This is a genomic window from Algoriphagus formosus (genome assembly GCF_002807035.1).
GTDB classification, from domain to species: Bacteria; Bacteroidota; Bacteroidia; order Cytophagales; family Cyclobacteriaceae; genus Algoriphagus; species Algoriphagus formosus.
Map to the genome: position 1 here is coordinate 1,669,815 of NZ_NIUC01000002.1, position 21,933 is coordinate 1,691,747.

Consider the following 21,933-nt stretch of genomic DNA (forward strand, 5'->3'; position numbering starts at 1 on the left):
ATTTATTTATTGACAAAAAGCTTCCAAGCTAAAGGATAGTCCCGTTCATCTAGATTGATACTTACAAGATAGGTGGAGGCTGTATCGCAGCTGATATCTTCTAAAGTGGATTGCAAGTCACCCACCGTATTGACTACAGCACTTTTGGCATTGCCGGCATTGTTTGAGAAACCCTTCATCAGACTCACATAATCCCATTCTTGGAGAATATTTGCCTCTTCGAAGGGAGCCGAGGATCTTGTTTTATAAGGGGCAGGGTCTAGCAGCATTTGCTCTACACCATATACCTTGTTATTCAGCACAAAAACTACCGCGTTTCGACCTTCTTGTACCATGGTTGAAACCGCTTGGCAAGTCAACTTAAAAGCTCCATCTCCTACGATCACGAAAGTCCTGACATCTTCTCGAAAGGAAGCTCCCAGACCTGCCGGTACACTCCAGCCGATGGATGCCCAGATGTTTTGGGCAAGAAATCCATCTTGACGATTGATTTTCAAGGAGGAGGATCCTCCGAATGATGAAAGACCGATATCCGCTACGATCAGGTGATTATTATTGACATGCTGATCGAGTACTGCAAAAAAGGAATCGTATGTAATTGAGGTTTGGGGAGCAGGAATGGTTGGTATTGTCGGAGGGCTTGGCTGCTGCCAAGAAGATTTATATCCGTTTTTCTCAATTAGCGCCATGACGGCATCTATCACATGCTCTAGAGAGACCTGTACGAAGAGGTTTTCTCCGTCTTTTACCATATCCCGGGAAGCAAAGACAGGGGTAATATTTCCGGTCTCAGTACTTTTGGAGCCAAATGTATTCAGGTCTGTATTCCATACTCCCAATCCAATGATTGCTGTGGATTGCTTCAAATAGGAATTGGTGTAATCATTGGTGAATACAGCGTCATGCATTCCCAGAAACCAAGGGTTGTCTTCTGAAACCACTGCTTTACCCAAAAAAGAAGTGACATAAGGCGCCCCAATAGCCTGTTGCAAAGCAGCAAATTTGGATTGTAATTTTCTGGTGGCGATTTCCTTTCCTATCCAAAGAATAGGCTTTTCTGTTGATATCTTCGCATAGACAGCCTCGGCTGCTTTTTCGATGGCCTGCACGATTTGGGCTGCGTACTTATTTGGGGTGGATTGCGCAGCCATACCTTGAAGCACAGGTAATGACTCATAGTTGGGAACAGGGCTTAGCGTTCCCTCGGGATTTGCACAAGGCATGTAGTAGCAATCCTCCATGATTTCGATAGCCACCGGCTTGCTTTTGCTGATACATGCGATGATGGCAGCATCTATTTGCGAAGGTGCCGTCAGTGGGTTTGATATCCGCTCAAATGCTACTGTGACAGGAGAGTAGACTGTGCGATTGGTGTCTTCGGTGCTGACATTGTGATGATAGAGTTCGCCGGCATTGATCTCGTCCATGAGTTTGGTGTTGCTCAGCGTACCAATAATCGCTACGACAGGGACACTTTCGACAAAGGAACCTCCGATTGCATTGAGTAAAGAAAATGAACCTACACCCGTGGTCACGGCAACTGCCCCGAGACCATTAGCCCGGGAGTAGCCATCCGCTGCATAGCCGGCATTGAGTTCATTGCAATTACCGATACGATGAAGGTACCGATCACCCTTTGGGGTTTTGTAGGTATCAATGATTTCTAAAAGATCACTGGTATAATCTCCGGGAACTGAAAATAATTGATCAACACCTAGCTGATGGAGTCTATAGGCAAGGTATTTCCCAACGTTCATTGCATTGGGATCGAAAGTGTTTTTTGGGGTAGACATAAAATAAATATTAAAAGGTTAATAGATTGAAAATTTTGAAAGCAGAAATCACAGGGGGAATAAATCCCTGGTTTTTCTGTTCTCTGAAAGCTCTGATGATAGAAAAAGTGAATTTGGTAAGTGCTTTTCACCCTATCCATTCATGAGGTCTGATCCTGTATCCATTCAATGCGAAGCAAAATCCCCTTGTGAGAAATGCTGTAGAAAATAGCTCTGGAATGGGTTTGATAAGTTGATTCTTACCTTGCCAAAAATTTTACTGCTGGGAAAAGTAAATTGGTTTTTATTTTCTCTTTCTAAAATACAAATCATCCTTGTAAATGCAATAAGAAATAATTGAAATTAGTAAGATTAAACCCTAGAATTATTACTTTTTTAATGAAGCTTAATCAATCCCTACCCCTCAGTTATTTTTGGCTCCATGATTCTGACTATTATTCTTTTATGATTTATCAGATTCAATCTTGATAATTTATCTCTCCCGAGGTATAGAAGGGAATGATTTGGGACGAAAGGATTAATAAAACTCCCTAACGAGCCTATAAATTTCCCGAAGCAAAAAATGAAATACTTTAGATTGATTTGGATAAAATGGTGATAAAATATCCCCAAGATTAGGGATTGATTTTGGAAAGGTAATCGAGCACTTTTGGGTTAGTCAAATCCACCAGAAGAATTTAAAACTAAGTTGATTTTTCAAAAAGAAAATCTAGTTTTCTAAGCTTCAGACTTTGCTTGTTAAAAAAGTAAAACAAATGAAACTAATGACATCGAAAACTTCACAAACTGAGATGCCCTGATCCATAGTGGAAAACTTACGGCCTTCCTATCCTAGGGAGAGATTACTTGAGAAGACAGCTTAAAGATAAATTATAAACACATGACAAAATCCATAAGACACTTCTATCGAAAAGAATTCATTTTTTATCTGAAATTCCAAAGTAAATTTTTTGTGTTAGTAAGTGGTTTTTTGTAGTTCGAACCCTATAGATTTTTTCTGATGATCATTTCACTAATTAAACCACTTTATCTCTGATGAGTAGTTTTTGGCGGATTTTGCGTAAGCATGAGATAATAGAATCAATGTCTTTATTTTGTCCCTTTAGGGACTTTATATGGGTAGTAGAAAATTTTGTGTAGTTGATCATCTGTGCCGTTAGGTACAGAATATAATCATTCGAGGGGTTTGAAAATGTAACGCTGATCATATTCTACCTCATGTATCTTCAGAAGCTCTAAATATTCTTCGATAAAAGATTTTTTTGAATGATGCTTTTCCTGGTTTTGGATATATTTAGTTACCCGAGGTATCTGATCTTTTGAGTAGGAAAAAGCTCCGTATCCGGATTGCCATGAGAATTTTCCCTTAGCAAGACGCCTCGAATTAATCCATTTGGAAGAATCTTCTTTTACCATTTTCATCAAAATAGATAAGGCTTGAGTAGGCCTAAATCCTATCAGTATATGGATATGGTCAGGCATTCCATTGATTTGTAAAACCTTGTGTTCATGATTTTGAATTATCCCAGTAATGTATTTGTAAAGCTCTTCTTTCCAATGTGCTTGAATAAGAGAAATCCGGTTCTGTACGGCAAAGACTACTTGAATATGAATTTGTGTGTAGGTATTGGCCATGGTTGAAAATTTATATAACGTACCTAAAGGCACGGATAATCCTTAATATTTTTGGGTACTACCAATATTAGGTCCCTAAAGGGACTATTCAATTCAATCATTATCAATTTTACTCTACCTTTATCAGCGTATAGATTCCAGATTACCTGATTTCTACTTTGTGGAAGGCAGGTTTCTAAAGAATGAAATCTATCAGTAAGCTGTGGCAATTAGAATTTCTTCAATTATTCCGACAGTTTCCTCATATTGTTGCAGAAGCAAAATACTAGTCACGTATTTATCATCCACTACATTCTCGAACCTAATATTTTTTAGTAATTCGGAATTACTGAAGTTAAATTTTGACTTCGAATATTTTTTACCCTTTTGAGTTAGGTAGGGTGCATCAGCATTTCGAAGGGAGCCGCTTTGCTTGATAAAATTTAAAAAGTCCGAACTGCTTCTTAGGTCATCTTCGGTAAACTCATTTACATTCTCGTAATGCCTTTCCCATCCAAACAATAAGGATTGTAGGTGAGAGTCGGTGAGTTTTGAGATCTGGCCGGAGTTTTTGAGATCATTCAAGACATAGGAACTAGGATTCCAAGTCATATTAATAAATGAATTGCTAATCATGCTGTCCAAGATTTCATCTGTAGGGAGATTTTCAGACCCCATAAGGCTCAGGAGAACCTCTTGAGTCTCGATCATAACTTTGATACGGTCAATCTCAAAATTCAGTGAGGTCAGATTTTCTACAAATTCATTGTGTAGTGCCATGACTACTTGTTTTTCTCTATTGTCTGCAAGCCGGTTTTCATTGAAGTTATTTACCCCTAAGGCAATAAGAATTCCAATCACTACTAATAAAATTTCTCCCGCAGCATACAAAAGGTACCGGGTTACCCGATTTTGAGATAGGAGTTTTTGGCGGATTTTGCGAAAAAGAGAGATCATTTTATTTTTTTCTATTCAATTCATCCTCAATCATTTTGAGCGTGAGGTTGATAAAATCTTTGATATTCAATTCGTTGACTGTTACGTAATCATTGTTATGCTTGTGATGCCAGATTTGATTTTCAAATTCCAAATAATCGGCTTCAGTCAGCTGGTTCTTGAAAGGGGATTTCTCTGTGTAGGTTTGAAGATAATCTTTCTTGTCATATGGAAGTTTTTTAGTGAGCTCACCATTAGCCAAAGGAAACCGCTTCATGAGAAATGGTATTAAATTCATGGTATAGTTGTCTGATCTAAAAAGAATATCCTCCTCTTGATCAACTAAGAGCGTCAGCCAGTTTACTATTTGAGTGCGTAAGGCGTCATTTTTCAGGAGATTTAGTTTCCCGGAATTAACGATTTCGCTTGCGACCCCCGTTTGCGCATCAAAGGAATTGAATGTGCCTATACTCACCAATAGATCATCTATAAGCTCACCATTGTTTTCGATAGACTTAGATCGAATTATCTCCGTGAGTTTCAAGCAGTCCTCAGTTACTTTTTTGTTAATGTTGATACCGAAGTTTATTTCCTCCAGATTATTTTCAAATTCTTCTTTTAGCCCAGAAAGTATTTCCAATTCCTCCTCATTTTCGATCCGTTGCTGGTTCCAAGTATTGATTTGCAGGGCAATCAAAATTCCGATTACGACCAACAGGATTTCTCCCAGGGCATAGGCTAGGTATCTCGTGATTCGATTTTGAGAAAGTAGTTTTTGGCGGATTTTTCTGAACAGGGAAATCATTTTTTCTGCTTCTTGATAAGGGGTTTTAAGGAGGATATTTCTTGAAGGGCCGTTTCCAATCGCCGAATTGATCCCTCTTTCCTGTTGTCTTTATACAGTTTAAATAGGATGATATGATTAGGGTTTTCAAAAAAAACCTTTTGATTTTTCGGTTCCATACGAACCCTGTAATCAAAATCTTTAAATTCTTTTTTTATCACGGGAATCCAATCATTGTTGAAAAAATTCTCTACATCCAAAAGGGCCTGATATAGTTTAAATAATGTCTCGTCATAATAGGTGATAAGATCTACCTGGAGTTTCTTATCAGAGATTGCATCTATTCCCTTAGATTTAAGTACCTCAAATCCACTTGACTGGGATTTGAAGCGCTCAAAAGTGACCACCTTCCCCATCCATATATTTAGATTTTCATTGAATATCCCGTCATCAACCTGATTTAGAATTGAATCTATCATTTGATTGGCTAGAATTGCATTTTGAAGTTCTATAGCAATTAAAACCGAATCCCGGCTGAGGTTTTGGTCGATAAGCGTTAGAATTTCTTGCTCAAATACCCGGGTTTTTAAGTTTTCGTTCGAGTTGTTTACCTGCAAAGCGATCAGAATCCCAATAACCACCAAAAAAATTTCTCCCACGGCATAGACTAGATACCGGGTTACACGGTTTTCTTGAAGGAGTTTTTGGCGGATTTTTCGAAATAGGGAGATCATGTTTCTTTAGGTCGTCTGCTGAATAGAAACCCGCAAATCGGTTTTTGAAATCGGCAATTGACGGATCCGAACTCCCGTGGCATTGAAAATCGCATTCGTCACTGCAGGAGCAATCACCGGTGTGCTCGGTTCGCCCGCTCCTCCCGGAGGGTTTCCGGAATTGATGATGTAGGTTTCGATTCTGGGAGCATCACTCATACGGGTGACCTGATAATCATGGAAATTGCTCTGGGCTACAGCGCCATTTTCAATCGTGATTTCACCACTCATTGCTGCGGCCAATCCATAGATAATTCCACTTTCCATCTGCGCTTTGAATCCATCCGGATGAATGGCAAAGCCGGCATCTGCCACACAAACTACTCGGTGAACTTTGACCTTTCCTTCCACATTCACCTCCACTTCGGCTACTTCTGCTACAATAGAGCCAAAGGATTGGGCAATGGCGATCCCTCTTCCCCAATTGGCAGGCAAAGGCGAGTCCCAATCAGATTTTTCTTGAATCAGGTCAAGTACTTTCTGAAACCTTGGTTTGTCCTGAGTAAGGCTTTTTCTGAAAGCTAAAGGGTCTTTCTTCGCTGCAAATGCGAGTTCATCTATAAAGGATTCGGTCAAAAATCCATGTACAGAATGGTCCACACTTCGCCAATTGCCCCAAGGAACAAAAGAGCTGGGACTCGTAAACTGAATTAATTGATTTGGAACTGTGTAGGGGATATCTGCCGCTTCAGGTGGATGATGCTTAAATAAAAACTGGTGAGAATAGGCCACCGGATTTCCAGACTGGTCCAAGCCGGCTTTCATACGGCTGATTGTTGCCTCGCGGTATACATCGTGTTGGGTGTCTTCTTCCCGTGACCAGATCAATTTAACCGGATAATCAACCTCCTTGGCGATAGCTACGGCTTGCTTGATCACATCTGTCTCAGACCTTCTTCCAAAACCTCCTCCCAAAAGCTGATTATGTACGGTGACCTGCTCTGGTGAAATGTCCAAGAATTCAGCCATGGCAGCTTTTGCACCTAAGGGGTTTTGGCTTCCGCACCAGATTTCACATTTCCCATCATGAACCCATGCAGTACAGTTCATCGGCTCCATGGTGGCATGGGCCAAAAAGGGGAGTTGGTATTCCGCCTCGACGATTGTCTCCGCTTCTGAAAGGGCAATAAGTGCATCTCCAGATCGAAAATGCTCTTCAATGCTTTCCTCTTCCAGTGCTTTGTCCATGGCCATTTGATACCCTTTGAAAATATCATCCTGGCTTTTTCCATCATTTTCTGTGGATTCAAATTCCATGTTTAGACGGTCCAAGGCACTTTTTGCCTGCCAATAACCTTCAGCAACAACAGCCACAGCATTTTCTAGATTCAGAACTTTCAACACTCCTTCACTGTCTGAAGGGATAGAAGTATCTACGGTTTTCACCTTCGCTCCAAATACTGGGGCAGCCTTGATCGTGGCATATTTCATATTGGGAAGGATCACGTCCATTCCAAACTTAGCTGCGCCAGTGACTTTGGCTGGTATATCCAATCTGGGCTGAGAAGTTCCCATTAGGGTAAATTCCTCAGGAGTTTTCAATCGAGGTTGCTTGGGAGCTTTAACTTTGGCGGCTGCTTGAGCTAATTCGGCAAAGGTTGCGCTTTGATTGCTTGCAGGATGCGAAATGATACTTTTCTCTGCTTTGAGTTCTTCGACTGGCACTTTCCAAGTATCCGCGGCAGCCTGAAGTAGCATAGCTTTGGCAGCAGCTCCGGCGATTCGCATTCCTTGTTGACCGGTAAATCTCACGGATGCACTACCGCCCGTGATTTGAAAATTCATGGTTTTGACAGCTGTGAGAAAAACCCCATCAATGGTTCCTTCCAAAAACTTGGGAAAAGTCTTATTTCCGGCGATAAATCCTTTGGCTACCACATAATTGGCATATTCCTTATCGGCAGGAGCCTCCATAAATTTCACCTTAGACCAGTCTGCATCCATTTCGTCGGCCAGCATCATGGCTAAGGTGGTGTGTACGCCCTGCCCCATTTCTGCATGAGGAATGATGGCTGTGACGGTATTATCAGGGGATATTTTCAGCCAAATGTTCATCACGGTTTCTCCCTCTTCGGCGATTAAACCAGCCACTTTGGAGGATCGGTTGCCCGGGCGGATTGCCACACCAATTACAAGTGCACCACTTGCTAAAATTCCTGTGCCGATAAAGGCTCTTCTAGTCCACTTTTTCATTGCAACTGTGGATTAGAGGTTGAGGCTTGGAGTGCTGCTGAGGCGCGCTTGATTGCCGATTTGATCCGTCCATACATACCGCAGCGGCAGATATTTCCGGACATGGCCTGCTCGATTTCCTCATCCGAAGGAGTTGGATTTTCATTCAAAAGGGCTACTGCAGACATGATTTGCCCTGATTGACAATAGCCACATTGGGGAGTTTGCTCTTCGATCCAAGCTTGCTGAACAATGTGTAAGGTATTTTCATCAGGAGCAATGCCCTCGATAGTCGTAATGTTTTTCCCTTCCACAGAAGATGCAGGAGTGATACAAGACCGGATTGGCTGTCCGTCAACATGGACCGTGCAGGCTCCGCATTGAGCTATTCCGCAACCGAACTTGGTTCCCGTTAATTCACATTGCTCACGGATTACCCAAAGGAGTGGCATTCCTGCAGGGGCTTCCACGGGATATTCTTTTCCGTTTATAGTCAGGTTAATCATGATCAGTTTTTATGGTAAGAGGTTCAATATCAGTAATTTCCTACATTTATTTCCCTAAAATACAAAAAGGTCATCGAGGTAGGGTGACAAACAATTGAGATTGTATCAGCCAAGTCCCAGATTTTTTAGTCCATTGAGCGGAATATTTTCCACCCACTTCGGCTTCTTCCGATCCTTCTACAAATCCTTTCCAGGTACCCGTTTCCCAGGCGAGCTGCGTTTTCGGATTGACGATGATTTCATCTGGAGTCCGGACCCAGTACATTTGGGGACCAGAGGCTTCTTGGATATACTCTAATAATTCCTTTTTTCCCGAGATCAAAGTTCCTGCACCCGTCGTGATCAGGACATCATCTGTCAGAAAGGTAGCATTCAGAGCTTCATCAAAAGCTCTGAGTGCGGTATTGGACTTTTCTCGTTGGGCAAGAATCATAGAATTATCAGACTCTTGGGCTAAACCGAATAATGGTAAGATCCAGAAGAAGAGTAAGAATCTCATTTTGAGTCTCGATAATGATTGAACCAACTCAAAATAGCAGCACTTTTACTCATCAGCATACTGGGTCGATTCACCAATCCATGAGAGGCATTGGGAATGCGAACCATAGCCGATTCCACACCTTGTAATTTCAGCGCTGCATAGTACTGCTCGGATTCGGAGATAGGGGTTCGGTAGTCATTTTCCCCGGTCAATAGCATGGTGGGTGTAGTTACATTTCCCACCAAGGAAAGGGGTGATCTTCGCCAGTAATTTTCAATATCCTCCCACGGCTTCGCGCCAAACCAATATTTAGAAAAGAATACCGGATTGTCAGCGTGAAGCACGAAACTTGTCCAATTAATCACCGGCTTAGCCACCACGGCTGCTTTAAAGCGGTCGGTTTTCCCCACAATCCAAGCAGTCAAAACTCCTCCCCCGGAGCCACCGGTGACAAATAGATTATCCGTATCGATATAGCCTTTTTCGATCACAGCATCTACTCCAGACATCAAATCCTCATAGTCATGATTGGGATAGTCATGATGGATGGAGTTGCCAAATTCCTGACCATAGCCGGTACTTCCTCTTGGGTTGGTGTAAAGTACCACATAGCCTGCAGCGGCATAAGATTGGATTTCATAGGCGAAGGAAGGCCCGTACATGGCAAAAGGCCCTCCATGAATTTCTAAAATGAAGGGGTATTTTTTGTTGGGGTCAAAGTCAGGAGGAGTAACGATCCATCCCTGAATTCTTTTCCCATCAAAACTCGACTCCCACCAGAGTTCTTCGGTCTTTCCAATTTTCCGATAAGAGAAAATATCATCATTCAAGGCAGTGAGCCTAGTGGTGGTGCCACCGTTCCAAATGGCGAGGTCGGCTGGGTGTTCTGGACCTCCCAAAGTATAGGCGATTCGATTGTTGCTAGAAAGGGAATAGGTTCCTGAATTATAAGGTCTTCCCAAATCCAATCCACCCAAGCCTTCGACGACGGTTCGGATTTTTCCAGTCAGGGCGACATAGCCAACTTTGGTATCGCCAAATTCATCATATTGAAAATAGATTCCCTGCCCATTGGCATCCCATTGGGGATTTCCTGCATCCCGATCCAAATCAGCTGTCAGATTTTTGACATCGGATCCGTCTACATTCATGACATAAAGATTGGTGACCTGATAGCCTTGAAATGAATCATCACTTCCGGTGAAGGCGATTTTCTTTCCATCGGGAGAAAGCACCGGACCAGAATCAGGACCAAAGCGATCAGTCAGCGCTTTGATATTTCCGTCAGCTATTGACAATTGGTATACTTCTGAGTTTCTGGGTTCGGATTCTGCATTTTCATGAAGGTTGGCTGAGAAAAACAGGGCATTACCATCCTTTGACCAAATTGGGCTTCCATAATTGTTGTCATCAAAAGTCCATTGCCTCGCTGTACCTCCACTTAATCCAATTGTGAAAATTTGTCTGTAGCCTGGCTTCACAAAGCCCGCTCCATCTCTACGGTAGACCATTTCATCAATGAAAATAGGAGGGGAATTCCACTCAGCACCTTGTGGCTTGGATGGAATCTTCAAAAGCGACTGTGGGGTGGCAGGTACGAATTGGGTGAAAGCCAAGGTCTGATTGTCATAGGACCAGGCAACTGCCCCAGGGGGATTGGCTGAATTCGTGAGCGCTACTGAGCTATTTGTATCGAAATAATGTACAAACAGCTTCACCTTATCATCTTGTTGGTTGGAAAGAAAAGCAAGCTTACTTCCATCATGTGACCAAACGGGTGCGTAATCCCGTTGATTCCCTTGTGTCAGTGGGCGGTTTTGACTGCCGTCAGCATTGACAATCCAGAGATTGGAATAATCCCTATCGGTCATGATATCTTTGAAGTTTCTGACATATACCACTTTGCTCCCGTCTGGAGAAATACTAGGATCTGACACGTATTCCATGTCAAAGAGATCAGTCAGTTCTAGGTTGCTCTTTTCTTGGGCAGATACTGATAAAACCCAAAAGAAAAGGAGAGAAAGGATTATTGATTTTTTCATATTGAAATGGATTTAGTAATTGTCTTTAGGTTTTGAAATAAATGGCTTTTGAAAAGTCCTACATATACTGAGTTTGCTACTTTAATTTCAAAGTGTCTTTAATGGTGGTGATGATTGATTTTTTCTCTTTTTGAGAAAATCTAATAACAGGAAAAGGGCGGCTAAAACGAAAATAGACCCTCCTATTGCCAGAAGTTCAGTTTTACTGAGTTGGAAGAAAACCCAAGCCAAAAGAATGAGTGTGAATACACCAAGCAGATTTCCAGCAGGGACGAAAAACTGACCTGGTATTTGGCTTTTGGAGTTCCATCGGAGTTTGAGAAATGATAAAACCGCTCCAAAATAAATGACCAAAGAAGCCCCGGTGACCAAGACCAATAAGTATCTAAAACTCCCGGTGGCTGCAAAGGCAAAATTTAAGATTGCCAAAAAAAGAATGGCGATATAAGGCGTGCCGTATTTGGGGTGGATTTTTGCCAAAACGGGTGGAATCAATCGGTCTTTTGCACCGGCAAAAATGATTCGTGGTTGAAGGGTGAGGATGGAACTAAGCGTGCTCCAAACAGCGATAAAAGAAAGAATCAAAACTAGGATAAAGCCAGCTTCTCCAAAAAGGGCTTTTGCCAATTCGGCTAATGGGGCCTCCGGGTTTTCCAACATGGATTCTCCCAAAACTCCCTGGGCTGCCAAATGAATAGTGCTAAACCCCAAAACGACAAGTATTACTCCAATCAGAAAGCCTAAAGGTGCATTTCTTGAGGCGTTTTTTGTTTCGCCGCTAGAGGCCAGGGCAAGCTCCCCTCCCAAAAAAGCAAATATCAGCAGGAGTGTAGCTTCTCCTACAGAAGCAAAGGGTGGGAATCCCTGCCAACTGATATTTCCAATCTCTATTCGAGTAAGGGCTATACTTACCAAAATCATCAGGGCAATTACTTTGGTCCAAGTAAGAATCTTGATCAAGACCATGCTATCTCGAATGCCTTTAATATTTAAAAAGGCTGTAAGCGCTACAATTCCCGCAAAAAAGAGAATGCGAGTGGCAGTTTCCTCAAAAATAGGGAAGTATCCGGCCGCAATATCTGCAAGGGCATTCATCAATGCGCCACATGCGAGCACTCCCACTCCAAACCAATAAAGAATATTTGAAATGAATCCCGCCATAGGTCCAAATGCTCGCTCTATGTAAACATACATTCCTCCCGTATCGGGAATTCGGCTACTCAGCTCACCAAAACATAGCCCCAGGGAAAGAAAAATTATCCCACAAAAGATATAAGCCAAAATACTCCCATGACCAAGAATCGCATAAACCAGTGCAGGTAGAAGGAATATTCCACTTCCAATGGATATACTTAAGACATTGGTGATAACTGCCCCAAGACCTAATTCTTGCTTTAATTCATTTGTTTTTCCTGTCATAAATTAGTCTTCAATACCTTCTCTACTTTTTGGAGAGGGTAGGACAACACCTACTTCTTCGACAAATTTTTCCCATTCTTGCAGCATTTCCTGATATTTTTCCGGATAGACTTCTTTCAAATCTTTTTGCTCGGCCAAGTCTTCGGAAAGGTTATATAGCTCAAAATTTTTCAGTTCGAATGGGCTTTTGACATTGACAATTTTCCATTCTCCTTTTCGAATCATGGCGTCTCCGGCATGCTCTAATCCAAAAACGTAATTTTCATCATGAATTTTTTCCTTTTCTCCACCCAAAATTGGGAGCAAGGAAGCACCTCGTAATGGTTTCACTGCTTTCCCATTCCATATTTCAGGATAAGTGGTCTTTGCTAATTCATAAAAAGTGGGAGCGAGGTCCAGAAGCGTCAAGAAGGAGTGATTGATTATACCACTTTTTGCTACTCCAGGGCCAGCAATGATGAGTGGAACATTCATGCCTCCTTCTGTGGCAAAACCCTTGAAATAGCGGAAGGGAGAACTCCCAGCTTCAGCCCATTGCGGCCCGTATGAAATGAATGAATTTTCCTTACCCATTTCCTCGTAAGCGTCTGTGTGATATTCCTGAATTAGCTCTTTAAAACCATCCCGATAATAAAAATCCTCCGCTGCGGCTCCATTATCAGCCATGAATACAATCATAGTGTTTTCATATTCGCCGATTTCTTTCAGGGAATTGATCAGCCTACCGATATTCTCATCCAAGTTGTCCACCATCCCGGCGTAGAGTTCCATTTTCCGGGCTTCCTTTTTTTGTTCTTCTGGGGAAAGAGAATCCCAGGCTTTCACTCGTGGATGGGAAGTGGGTAAAATGGCATCCTCCGGAATCATTCCCGCTTTCTTCAAACTTTCAATGCGCTCTGCTTTTAGCTTTTCATAGCCTTCATCATATCGGCCCTCGTATTTTCTCCAATATTTTTCATCCACCTGAAGGGGCCAGTGAGGGGAAGTGTAAGCTGCGAAAGCAAAAAATGGCTTGCCGTCCCCTTGATTACTTTGAATGTATTCGATAAGCTTATCCGTGTAGAAGTCTGTGGAATAGGCTCCTTCTGGCCAACTTACTTCCTTCCCGTGTTCAAAATACTTAGAAATTGGTGCTTGAGGTAAAACACCCATATTGTTATAATGATTGGCTCCTCCTTCGGGAGTGATAAAGGATTTTTCGAAGCCTTTTTCCCGTGGATTGTTTTCGGGTTTGGAGCCCAAATGCCACTTTCCAGCCATATAGGTGTGATATCCGGCAGATCGTAGCAAGTCTGGCACAGGAACGATTCGGTCTGTGAGATGACCTTCATAGCCTTGCACGCTAGTCACTCTTCCTTGGATTCCCATTCCGGCAATATGATTGTCATTTCCAGATAAAAACATGGCCCGACTGACTGCGCAATATGGAGCTGCATGAAATCTACTAAAGCGAATTCCTTCTTTGGCCAGTTGATCCAGATTTGGCGTTTCGATGTCTCCACCAAATGAACCAAGGTCTGCATAGCCTAGGTCGTCAGCTACGATCAGAAGGATGTTTGGGGCTTTTTCTGGTGGATTTGGTTTGGAGCAGGAAAAAATTAAAAGGCTAAGCAATGCCAAAGAATTGGTGGTTGAACAAAAGAGTGAGAGACATTGCCTTTTCATGCTGCTGAATGATTTTTCTCGAAGACAAACCACATTTTTAATTTTCCCTTCCCTTTGACCTCCAATTCACCTCTATACTCGAACTCGAGTCCTTTTTCATTCTGGATTTCAGCATAGGTGTTTTCGGAGATATTGATTTTATTTAACTCACAAGCTCCTTCCATTCTTTGAGCTGTATTGACCGTGTCTCCCCAGATATCAAACTGAAATTTTTTGATTCCCACGATTCCTGCCACCACTGGACCTGTGTTGATTCCTACCCGCATATCAAACTTTGCATTACTAGGCGTGGAAGGGTTGTTATTTCGCTGTACGATAAAGTCTCTCATCTCCAGAGCAGCCCTCACTACCGCCTGTACTTCTGATTTTTTATTTAGCCCTCCAGCTGCCATGTAGGCATCACCGATCGTTTTGATTTTTTCCAATCCATGGGAAGCGATGATTTCATCAAATTTTTTGAAACAGGTATTTAACTCATTGACCAACTCCTTGGCACTCAAATGCTGAGCTTTTTGGGTGAAATCAGCAAAGTCTGTAAAAATCACGGTTACCTCTTCAAAATCCCTTGCTTCTGAAAATCCCTTTTCTTTCAATTCCTCTGCAACTTCTGCCGGCAAAATATTTAAAAGAAGCTTATCCGATCGGTCTTTTTCTGCCTCGATGACTTCATTGGATTTTTTGATAAATACATACCTTCTCCACCAAAGGATGACAAGAATCAGCAAGAATAGTCCGGAGATCAGGAAAATAAGCTGACGATTCCGTTCGACTTTGAGCTTTTCCTCAAAAAGAAGACTTTGTTCGCGCATTAGCTGCGCATTTTGAATGCTATCCAAGAGTTGTTTTTTTTCAAAATCATAATTCAGCATCAGCTGAGTGATTTCTTTGGTGTTGGAATCGTTTCGAATGCTATCTCGAAGTTCTACAGCTTTCTTGAAGTAAGTGAGCTCTTCTTCTGTATTCCCTGATTTCTCAGCTACCTCCATCAGTCTTTCATAGGCCATTCGGATTACCTTTACTTCGGAAGCCTGTTGCGCATTTTCCAGAGATTTTTCTCCATGATACTTGGACTTTGCCAATTGATTTTTCTTCAAATACAAAGCAGCCAATCTATTATGCGTGTAGGCTAAGCCTCGGGTAAGTCCCAGTGAATCCCGGATTTTCAATGCCTCCAATAACGTCTCTTCAGCCAAATCTAGGTCTCCTTTGTTGGCATAGTTATTTCCTAAGTTGCTAAGCGAAAGACCGATGGAATAAGGACTTTTCTCCTGATAGGCAATGTCAAGAGCCTTCTTATGATAGAAAATAGCAGAATCGATGGGGCCGGTATGTTCGAAAATTATGGCAAGATTATTATAAGAGGTGTGAATTCGATCGAGATCGCCTACTCCCTGCTCCAAGGCAAGGGATTTTCTGGCATAGGAAAAAGCCTCCTCATAATCGTACTGATCATAGTAAATCAAGCTGAGGGAATTATAAACACTCGCTATACCAGTCAAGACCTCATGCTCCTCATAGATAGCTAATGCTGATAGATGGTTGGAAATAGCTTTTTCCAAATCCCCGAAATAGGCGTAAGTATAGGCCGAAAAAGAATAGGCTCTTGCCCTTTCTATCCAGAGTCCCTGAGCTTGTAGCTTTGGAATTAATTTTTCTATTGATTTCGGATCATAGGTCGAAGGTGTAAATTCCTGCTTCGCCATCAAAAGGTAAAGCTGAGACTTCAATATTTGGGCACTGTCTTCTTTTGCTTCACTTTTTTCCAGTGCATCCTCCGCTATTTGAATAGCCTCCTCATATTGGCGATCGGTATACAAATTATAGGCATGATCGATCAGGCTATCAAGTTCTGCTTTAGATTGCTCTAAGAGTTGGGTTACAGTTAAAAAAAAGACAATATAAAAAGTGACAAATTTCATTTTCTCTTACTTTGCAAATACTCGTAATGACTGACATCTTGCTGGCTTCTTACTACCAAACTAGGCGGCAAAGGCCCTAATTGCTCTACAGCTAAATCCATAGCTCGCATCATCTGGGCAAGCTTTTCAGGGTTTTCTTTGGCGAGGTTTGTTGTCTCCCCGGGGTCAGTTTTTAGGTTGAAAAGCAAGGTGTCATGCGCTTCTACCGCCTTCATCCCCCAGCTGCCCGCATATCCCTCAAAGGGTCTTTTGATTTTCCAACCTCCCTGTCGGAAGGCGCGTTGGTCGGAGAGCATGTAGTAGATGAATTCATCTCCTTCCCGCATTCCGTTTTCGAATAGTACAGCGCTTAGATCTTTTCCATCTATTGCCCTATCCTGAGGAATTTCAGCTCCCACTAACTTGCAAAAAGTCGGAAACCAATCCATTTGTGTGGCCATTTCCTCATAAACCTGACCGGGATCGATTTTTCCTTTCCACATCGCTACAGTTGGAACCCGAACCCCACCTTCGAAGGTATACTGCTTTCCTTCCCGCAATGATCCTGCTGATCCTCCATGATCTTCCATGACCAGCCATGGTCCATTGTCGGAGGAGAATACAATCATGGTATTTTCCATCAGACCTTTTTCTTCCAGTTTTTTCAGAATTTCTCCCACACTCCAGTCTATTTCCTGGATCACATCCCCATAAAGCCCCCGATCGGAACTTCCTTCAAACTCCGGGGAAGCATAGATCGGCACGTGCGGCATATTGTGAGCCAGATACAGCAGAAATGGTTTTCCAGCTGCCTGATCAATGAATTCCAGGGATTTCTCAGTATAGGTTTTCGTGGTAAATCGCTGATTAACGGAAATCGAATCGATCTCATTGTCTTTAAAGTAAACCACCGAAGCCATGTCATTGCTATAAGGAATTCCATAGTAGGAATCGAAGCCTTGATTGAGAGGCAGGTATTTTTCTCGATGGCCCAAATGCCATTTTCCTACTGCCGCTGTTTGATAGCCTTTGTCTTTCAGGATTTCTGCGAAGGTGATTTCCTCAGGAGCCATTCCCGTAAGGCTTTCTGGAAAAAAGACCGCATTGATTCCCATCCGCTGGGGCATACGTCCCGTCAAAAGACCTGCTCTGGAAGGGCTACAAACTGGAGATGCCGAAAGAAAGGAGGTGAACTTGATACCTTCACTTGCGATCTGGTCAATATTCGGTGTTTGGATATCGGTAGCTCCAAAGCAACCCAAATCTCCATAGCCGAGATCATCGGTGAAGATGAAAACTATATTGGGATATGATTCAGAGTCGGGTGGGGGAGTACCTTCCCTTTGATTGCAGGAAAGGAAAAACACCAAAATGATCAAATACAATCCGAATACTCTCATGGCTTTTTCATTTTTGGGAAGGGATACGCTTCATGCTCAGAATATACACATTTTCTATAGGCCTGTCCCGCTCGTCAGTTTCCACCCCTGCAATGGCATCTATGACTTCGAAGCCTGAAATCGTCTGGCCAAAAACGGTGTAGTTCTGATCTAGGTGTGGGGTTCCGCCGATGGATTTGTAAATTTTTACATGCTCCTCAGGAATCTCGTATTTTTCAAAATCCTCAAATCCGGCTACCACCTGATCCAACTTTTTGCTCAGAGAAAGAAAACTGGCGGTATCCTTAGCTTCTCTTGCTTGCCCCAAGGAAGCAATGAGACTTTTGTTGTCAGGGTGGTTTCTGGCAAAATGGCGTTGCAGCATGCTGTTGATTCTACCTTGATTGTGCTGAATTAGGCTATCATTTTGGATTTTTCCCTGCACCAAATAAAACTGAGTACTGCTCGATGCCCGTTGCAGATTACCGGTTCGGGCGGCAGCTAGCGCTCCTTTTTGATGAAAAAGTTCAGGGTGGATTTCCGCAGGAACTTGATATGGTAAATCATTGCTCCCCAATTGCTCTCCGGTTTTCGCAGTTTTGCTTTTAGTGTCACCTCCCTGTATCATAAAATCCTGAATGACTCGGTGGAAAAGCAAACTGTCGTATACTCCATCGTTTACCAGTTTTAAAAAATTGTCCCGGTGCTGTGGAGTCTCGTTAAAGAGTTCGACGATGATGGTGCCTTTACTAGTCTGAATCTCTACCTGTGGACGATCCTGAGCCAAGCAGGTTTGATAACTCTCAAAAATCAATGCCAAAATGATCAAAAGCTTCTTCATGTTCTTAATTGAGCTTATGAATAATTAAAACTAATGTTGATGTGCCAGTCGATGTTTCCTAAGAATATCTTCGCCGAAGTCATTTCCTTTTTCCCTGAAAATGGAGTGGATGTGATTGGCATTATCCAAAAAGCCAACATTGTCATATTCAATCAAAAAGTCCGGGCTGTGGATGATATAATAGTGAGGTTTCATGGGTTCGTAACTTCCGATCCATGCAAAATAGACCTCATCCATTCCACGAGCATGCAATTTGGCCAAGTATTCTTCAGCTTTCAGATGGTCCAGATTAGCAGCATATTCTTCGATCAAATAATGAAGGATCTGTTGTTGGTTTTCAGATAGCTCAGACCCCTTGATTCCTTGATATTCTTCTAGCCATTGGGGCCTTCCTGGACTGGTGATGATGTCTCCGGGAACATCCCCAGAAAGTGTCGCTTTTTTCTTTTGCTCCTCATCCAGTGAGTTGACAAACCAAAACCCATAGTCTTCTTCTTTGCTCAAAGGTCTCAATCCAGCATATTGGGTATCTTCAACCACGGCGGGATCAGAACCTAGAAACAGCGGAGTCATGCTAAATTCGTCACCCGAAACGGTCAAATTCAGCGAGATATGATGCCCCTCGAATTTCAATCCCCATTTTTTATCCGTCTGAGGATTGCCTGAGATAGCTAAAAAGTAATTCCCATAATCCCAGTTTAAACCTCGGATCATTTTTATCGCATTTTCATTGACCTCTCCACGCTCATATTTGATCTCGAAGAGTTCATGGAGAATATCATCCACCTGCATGATCGCGAAGGTTTTCAAATATCCTTGGGAGCTGAGAATAGAGCTTAAAACCTGATGAAAGGCAATTTTGCTTTTTGCAGAAAGTAGACCGTATTGAAGTCCGGCCCTAGGAGCTAGTCCAAGAGGTAAATTGGTCCATTCAGTTCGGACAGAGTCTGCAAATTCAATCATTAATTCATTCTCTTGCCCGTCTTCCAGAGTTTCAATAAAGCTTAGGGTTTTTTCATGAATAGTTGTGACGCTTTGTGCAAAAAGAAGAATAGGGAAAAATAAAGCTACTAGAGAGGAGATTAGTTTTAATTGCATGGACGATAAAAGATAAAGGCATTTTAATTTGCCTGAATGGAAAAAGAATCTTGTAAAAGATAGAATAAAAAATTCTATAATTCTAAAAAAAGTCCAAAAAAGTGGGAGCGCTACTTACCTTTTTAAAATCACTTTGTGATACTCTCGGTTTTCTCCCCAAATTATTTCTAAAGTATACAAGCCTGATGGCTGATTGGATAACCAATCCCCAACTTGTGATCCCATAGATCGAAGATCATCCACTTGAATAAATTTGTAGAGACCAGTAGGGGAAATAACCCGAATGGAGATTGGTTCATCCCGATAAGAAGAAGGGTCAATCATGCCAATTTGAAATGAATACCCATTGGTTGGATTTGGATAGGCTCTCCAGGTCTTATTACCTTTTTGTCCCTCTATCTGAATAGCGGTAGTACGGCTGTAAGTGTATGTTCCGTCAAAGTCAACTTGCTTCAGTCGATAGAAGATGTTTCCGCCCTGAATAGGAAGATTTATGTCTTCGAATGAATAGGAGGTAGGAGAATCAGCAAACCCTTGGCCCTGAATTTCTCCTATTTTGGTCCATGAATCGACCGAATTAATTGCCCGCTCGATTTCAAAGTGGGAGTTTTCCCATTCTTTTGCAGTAGACCATTCAAGAAGACCTGTTCTTTTGGCTAGTTGATAGGTTGATTGGAATGATAGGAATTCGACAGGAAGGATTCTTGCAATTTCGTATCTGACAATAACCACACCTTTAGAGCCTCTTCCGCCCCTTCGATCATCACCGCCACCACCTCCGCCAGAGCCAGGAGTTTGGCCGTCTTCACCCTCATCATCATCTTCAGCTCCATTACCTCCACGTAAATTTGCACCGCCGAAGCCTCTGTCATCTTCGCCAGCACCACCACCACCGGCAGCGTAGACTCTGTTGTCAAATTCACTTACTATCAGGCCAGCTCCACCGTTACCACCTTCTTCATCACGAGCATTTTGTCCATCTTGGCTTACTCCGCCGCCACCACCAGCGGCGTCATCATTTCCTCGGCCACCATTTTTTCCATTATTTCCACCCTGACCTCTGTGGTTATTGTTTCCTTCATTTCCTGCTCCACCACCTGAGCCCCCGAAAATTCTATTGGAGACTACTGAATATCCCCTAGTAGCATTTTTGTAGGAGGAATTTGAACCGTTTTTACCTCTGCGGCTGTCAGCGGAACCACCTCCGCCCCCGCCAGCAGCCCTTACTTCATAAATACCTCCAAGATCAAAAGTTGACTCTGATCCATCTTGGCCTTCTTCGTCTTCATCATCAGAACCTTCACCTCCCGATCCTACTTTGATTTCAAATGTTGTATTGGCAGGGAGTCCATTGACTTCGATTTCAGTGACTTCTGCACGAGTATGCACCAGTCCTCCGGCACCTCCACCACCTCCGATGTTTGAGCCGCCACCTCCACCACCGCCTACTACAAGGACTTCAAATTCAGCTAGATTCGCAGGTGCCTCCCAGATACAATCCTCAAAAAATTCGATAATTACTGTTCCCGATTCACTTCCGTCATCAATATATTGCCAGCATCCTCCGCTAGGTGGTCCATTTGTGTCAGAGCAATCAAGACTGGGGTCTACGATTGCACCTCCCGTCAGATTTCCATCATCAGGTGTTTTGTTTACTATTAAAGGTGCTTTGAAAGTACCAGTAAGATTGTTTCCTGTTATTCTTCCATCATCAGTATCAATATCACCACCAACTGATATGGTGTTACACTGATTTGTATTTAAAGGGCGAATGATTGCATCGTTATCATCATTGTCAAGGTCATCCTCAACGGTTAATGATCCTGCTAAAGTGACTAGATTATTATTTATAAAATCCCCTCCTACAGAGGTATTACCTAGATTTAGGATACCTTCATCATTCTCTAAATCTCGCTCAACGGTTAAGGTGCCGCTACTTGAATTGATTAAGCCTTCATTTGTTACATTTCTAAAAAAGACTGAGCCAAAATTATTTAGGACCTGACTTTCTCTAATTCGAAGGTCTCTATTGGTGCCAGGGTCTCCAAACTGCCCATAGTTGTTTATTGTAATATCGTCCCCATTAAAATTGGCAAAATCATTTGAATAGATTACACCGTTTGCAATACAAATCGTCAGATCGTCTCTATTTCTAAGATTGATTCTGCTGGATCTATTTCCTAAAATACATACTACATCACCATCTTGAATATTACGGTTTGGTGTAGGATTTCCATTCCCAGAAAATGTAATCGTACAGCTTCCACACTGAGCAAGGGACCCTTGGGTACCAACTGCTAGGTAGAATAAGATAAAAACGATCAATTGAAATGTTTTCATTTCTATTGAGATTGAAATTTTGAAAGGGTGATTTTAATCTTTTTGATAAGTCTCGAAAGGGTGAGTTCAAAACTTATCAATTGATTGAAACGCACTAAATGCGATTTGAAATACAAAAATATGTATTTTAAATTAATCCTGAAAAGTTTAAAAGAAATATTTTATCTGATTATCAGAAGCTAACAGTAGTTT

At 42.2% G+C, this 21,933-nt stretch carries 16 protein-coding genes; all 16 read right to left on the reverse strand.

Annotated elements, in window-relative coordinates:
* Positions 1-2: 2 nt before the first annotated feature.
* The 16 genes from CDH51_RS13520 to CDH51_RS13595 all read right to left on the reverse strand — a co-directional run bounded on the left by CDH51_RS13520 (position 3) and on the right by CDH51_RS13595 (position 21,741).
* Positions 3-1,793, reverse strand: a complete 1,791-nt coding sequence (locus tag CDH51_RS13520; RefSeq protein WP_100629048.1) for a thiamine pyrophosphate-binding protein — start codon at positions 1,791-1,793, stop codon at positions 3-5.
* 1,173 nt (positions 1,794-2,966) lie between these two features.
* Positions 2,967-3,428, reverse strand: coding sequence for an IS200/IS605 family transposase (gene tnpA, locus CDH51_RS13525; RefSeq protein ID WP_100629049.1), 462 nt, complete (start codon positions 3,426-3,428; stop codon positions 2,967-2,969).
* A gap of 192 nt (positions 3,429-3,620) precedes the next feature.
* Positions 3,621-4,364, reverse strand: coding sequence for a DUF6090 family protein (locus CDH51_RS13530; RefSeq protein WP_100629050.1), 744 nt, complete (start codon positions 4,362-4,364; stop codon positions 3,621-3,623).
* 1 nt (position 4,365) lies between these two features.
* On the reverse strand, positions 4,366-5,148 hold the full coding sequence (locus tag CDH51_RS13535) for a DUF6090 family protein (protein ID WP_100629051.1): 783 nt from the start codon (positions 5,146-5,148) through the stop codon (positions 4,366-4,368).
* The gene (locus CDH51_RS13540) at positions 5,145-5,861 is read right to left on the reverse strand and encodes a hypothetical protein (RefSeq protein ID WP_100629052.1); all 717 of its coding nucleotides are present in this window, start codon (positions 5,859-5,861) and stop codon (positions 5,145-5,147) included. Before CDH51_RS13540 ends, CDH51_RS13535 begins: the two co-directional genes overlap by 4 nt.
* 6 nt (positions 5,862-5,867) lie before the next feature.
* Positions 5,868-8,093 carry a xanthine dehydrogenase family protein molybdopterin-binding subunit gene (locus tag CDH51_RS13545; protein ID WP_100629053.1) on the reverse strand — a complete coding sequence of 742 codons (2,226 nt, stop codon included), beginning with the start codon at positions 8,091-8,093 and terminating at the stop codon, positions 5,868-5,870.
* The gene (locus CDH51_RS13550) at positions 8,090-8,584 is read right to left on the reverse strand and encodes a 2Fe-2S iron-sulfur cluster-binding protein (protein ID WP_317045957.1); all 495 of its coding nucleotides are present in this window, start codon (positions 8,582-8,584) and stop codon (positions 8,090-8,092) included. Before CDH51_RS13550 ends, CDH51_RS13545 begins: the two co-directional genes overlap by 4 nt.
* Positions 8,585-8,648: 64 nt before the next feature.
* Positions 8,649-9,077, reverse strand: coding sequence for a YybH family protein (locus tag CDH51_RS13555; protein ID WP_232724815.1), 429 nt, complete (start codon positions 9,075-9,077; stop codon positions 8,649-8,651).
* Positions 9,074-11,101 (reverse strand): S9 family peptidase, encoded by a 2,028-nt coding sequence (locus CDH51_RS13560; RefSeq protein ID WP_100629055.1) that lies wholly within the window; start codon positions 11,099-11,101, stop codon positions 9,074-9,076. Before CDH51_RS13560 ends, CDH51_RS13555 begins: the two co-directional genes overlap by 4 nt.
* Positions 11,102-11,188: 87 nt before the next feature.
* A complete protein-coding gene (locus tag CDH51_RS13565) occupies positions 11,189-12,520 on the reverse strand; it encodes an APC family permease (protein WP_100629056.1) in 1,332 nt (443 codons plus the stop codon).
* A 3-nt stretch (positions 12,521-12,523) separates the two neighbouring features.
* A complete protein-coding gene (locus tag CDH51_RS13570) occupies positions 12,524-14,185 on the reverse strand; it encodes an arylsulfatase (RefSeq protein ID WP_100629057.1) in 1,662 nt (553 codons plus the stop codon).
* On the reverse strand, positions 14,182-16,104 hold the full coding sequence (locus CDH51_RS13575) for an adenylate/guanylate cyclase domain-containing protein (protein WP_100629058.1): 1,923 nt from the start codon (positions 16,102-16,104) through the stop codon (positions 14,182-14,184). Before CDH51_RS13575 ends, CDH51_RS13570 begins: the two co-directional genes overlap by 4 nt.
* Positions 16,101-17,483: a sulfatase family protein gene (locus CDH51_RS13580; protein ID WP_100629059.1), complete on the reverse strand. Its 1,383-nt coding sequence runs from the start codon at positions 17,481-17,483 to the stop codon at positions 16,101-16,103. Before CDH51_RS13580 ends, CDH51_RS13575 begins: the two co-directional genes overlap by 4 nt.
* 7 nt (positions 17,484-17,490) lie before the next feature.
* The gene (locus tag CDH51_RS13585) at positions 17,491-18,303 is read right to left on the reverse strand and encodes a peptidylprolyl isomerase (protein ID WP_100629060.1); all 813 of its coding nucleotides are present in this window, start codon (positions 18,301-18,303) and stop codon (positions 17,491-17,493) included.
* 30 nt (positions 18,304-18,333) lie between these two features.
* Complete coding sequence (locus CDH51_RS13590) at positions 18,334-19,401, reverse strand: DUF3500 domain-containing protein (RefSeq protein WP_100629061.1); 1,068 nt, start codon at positions 19,399-19,401, stop codon at positions 18,334-18,336.
* Positions 19,402-19,515: 114 nt separating this feature from the next.
* Positions 19,516-21,741, reverse strand: coding sequence for a T9SS type A sorting domain-containing protein (locus tag CDH51_RS13595; RefSeq protein ID WP_100629062.1), 2,226 nt, complete (start codon positions 21,739-21,741; stop codon positions 19,516-19,518).
* Positions 21,742-21,933: the final 192 nt, after the last annotated feature.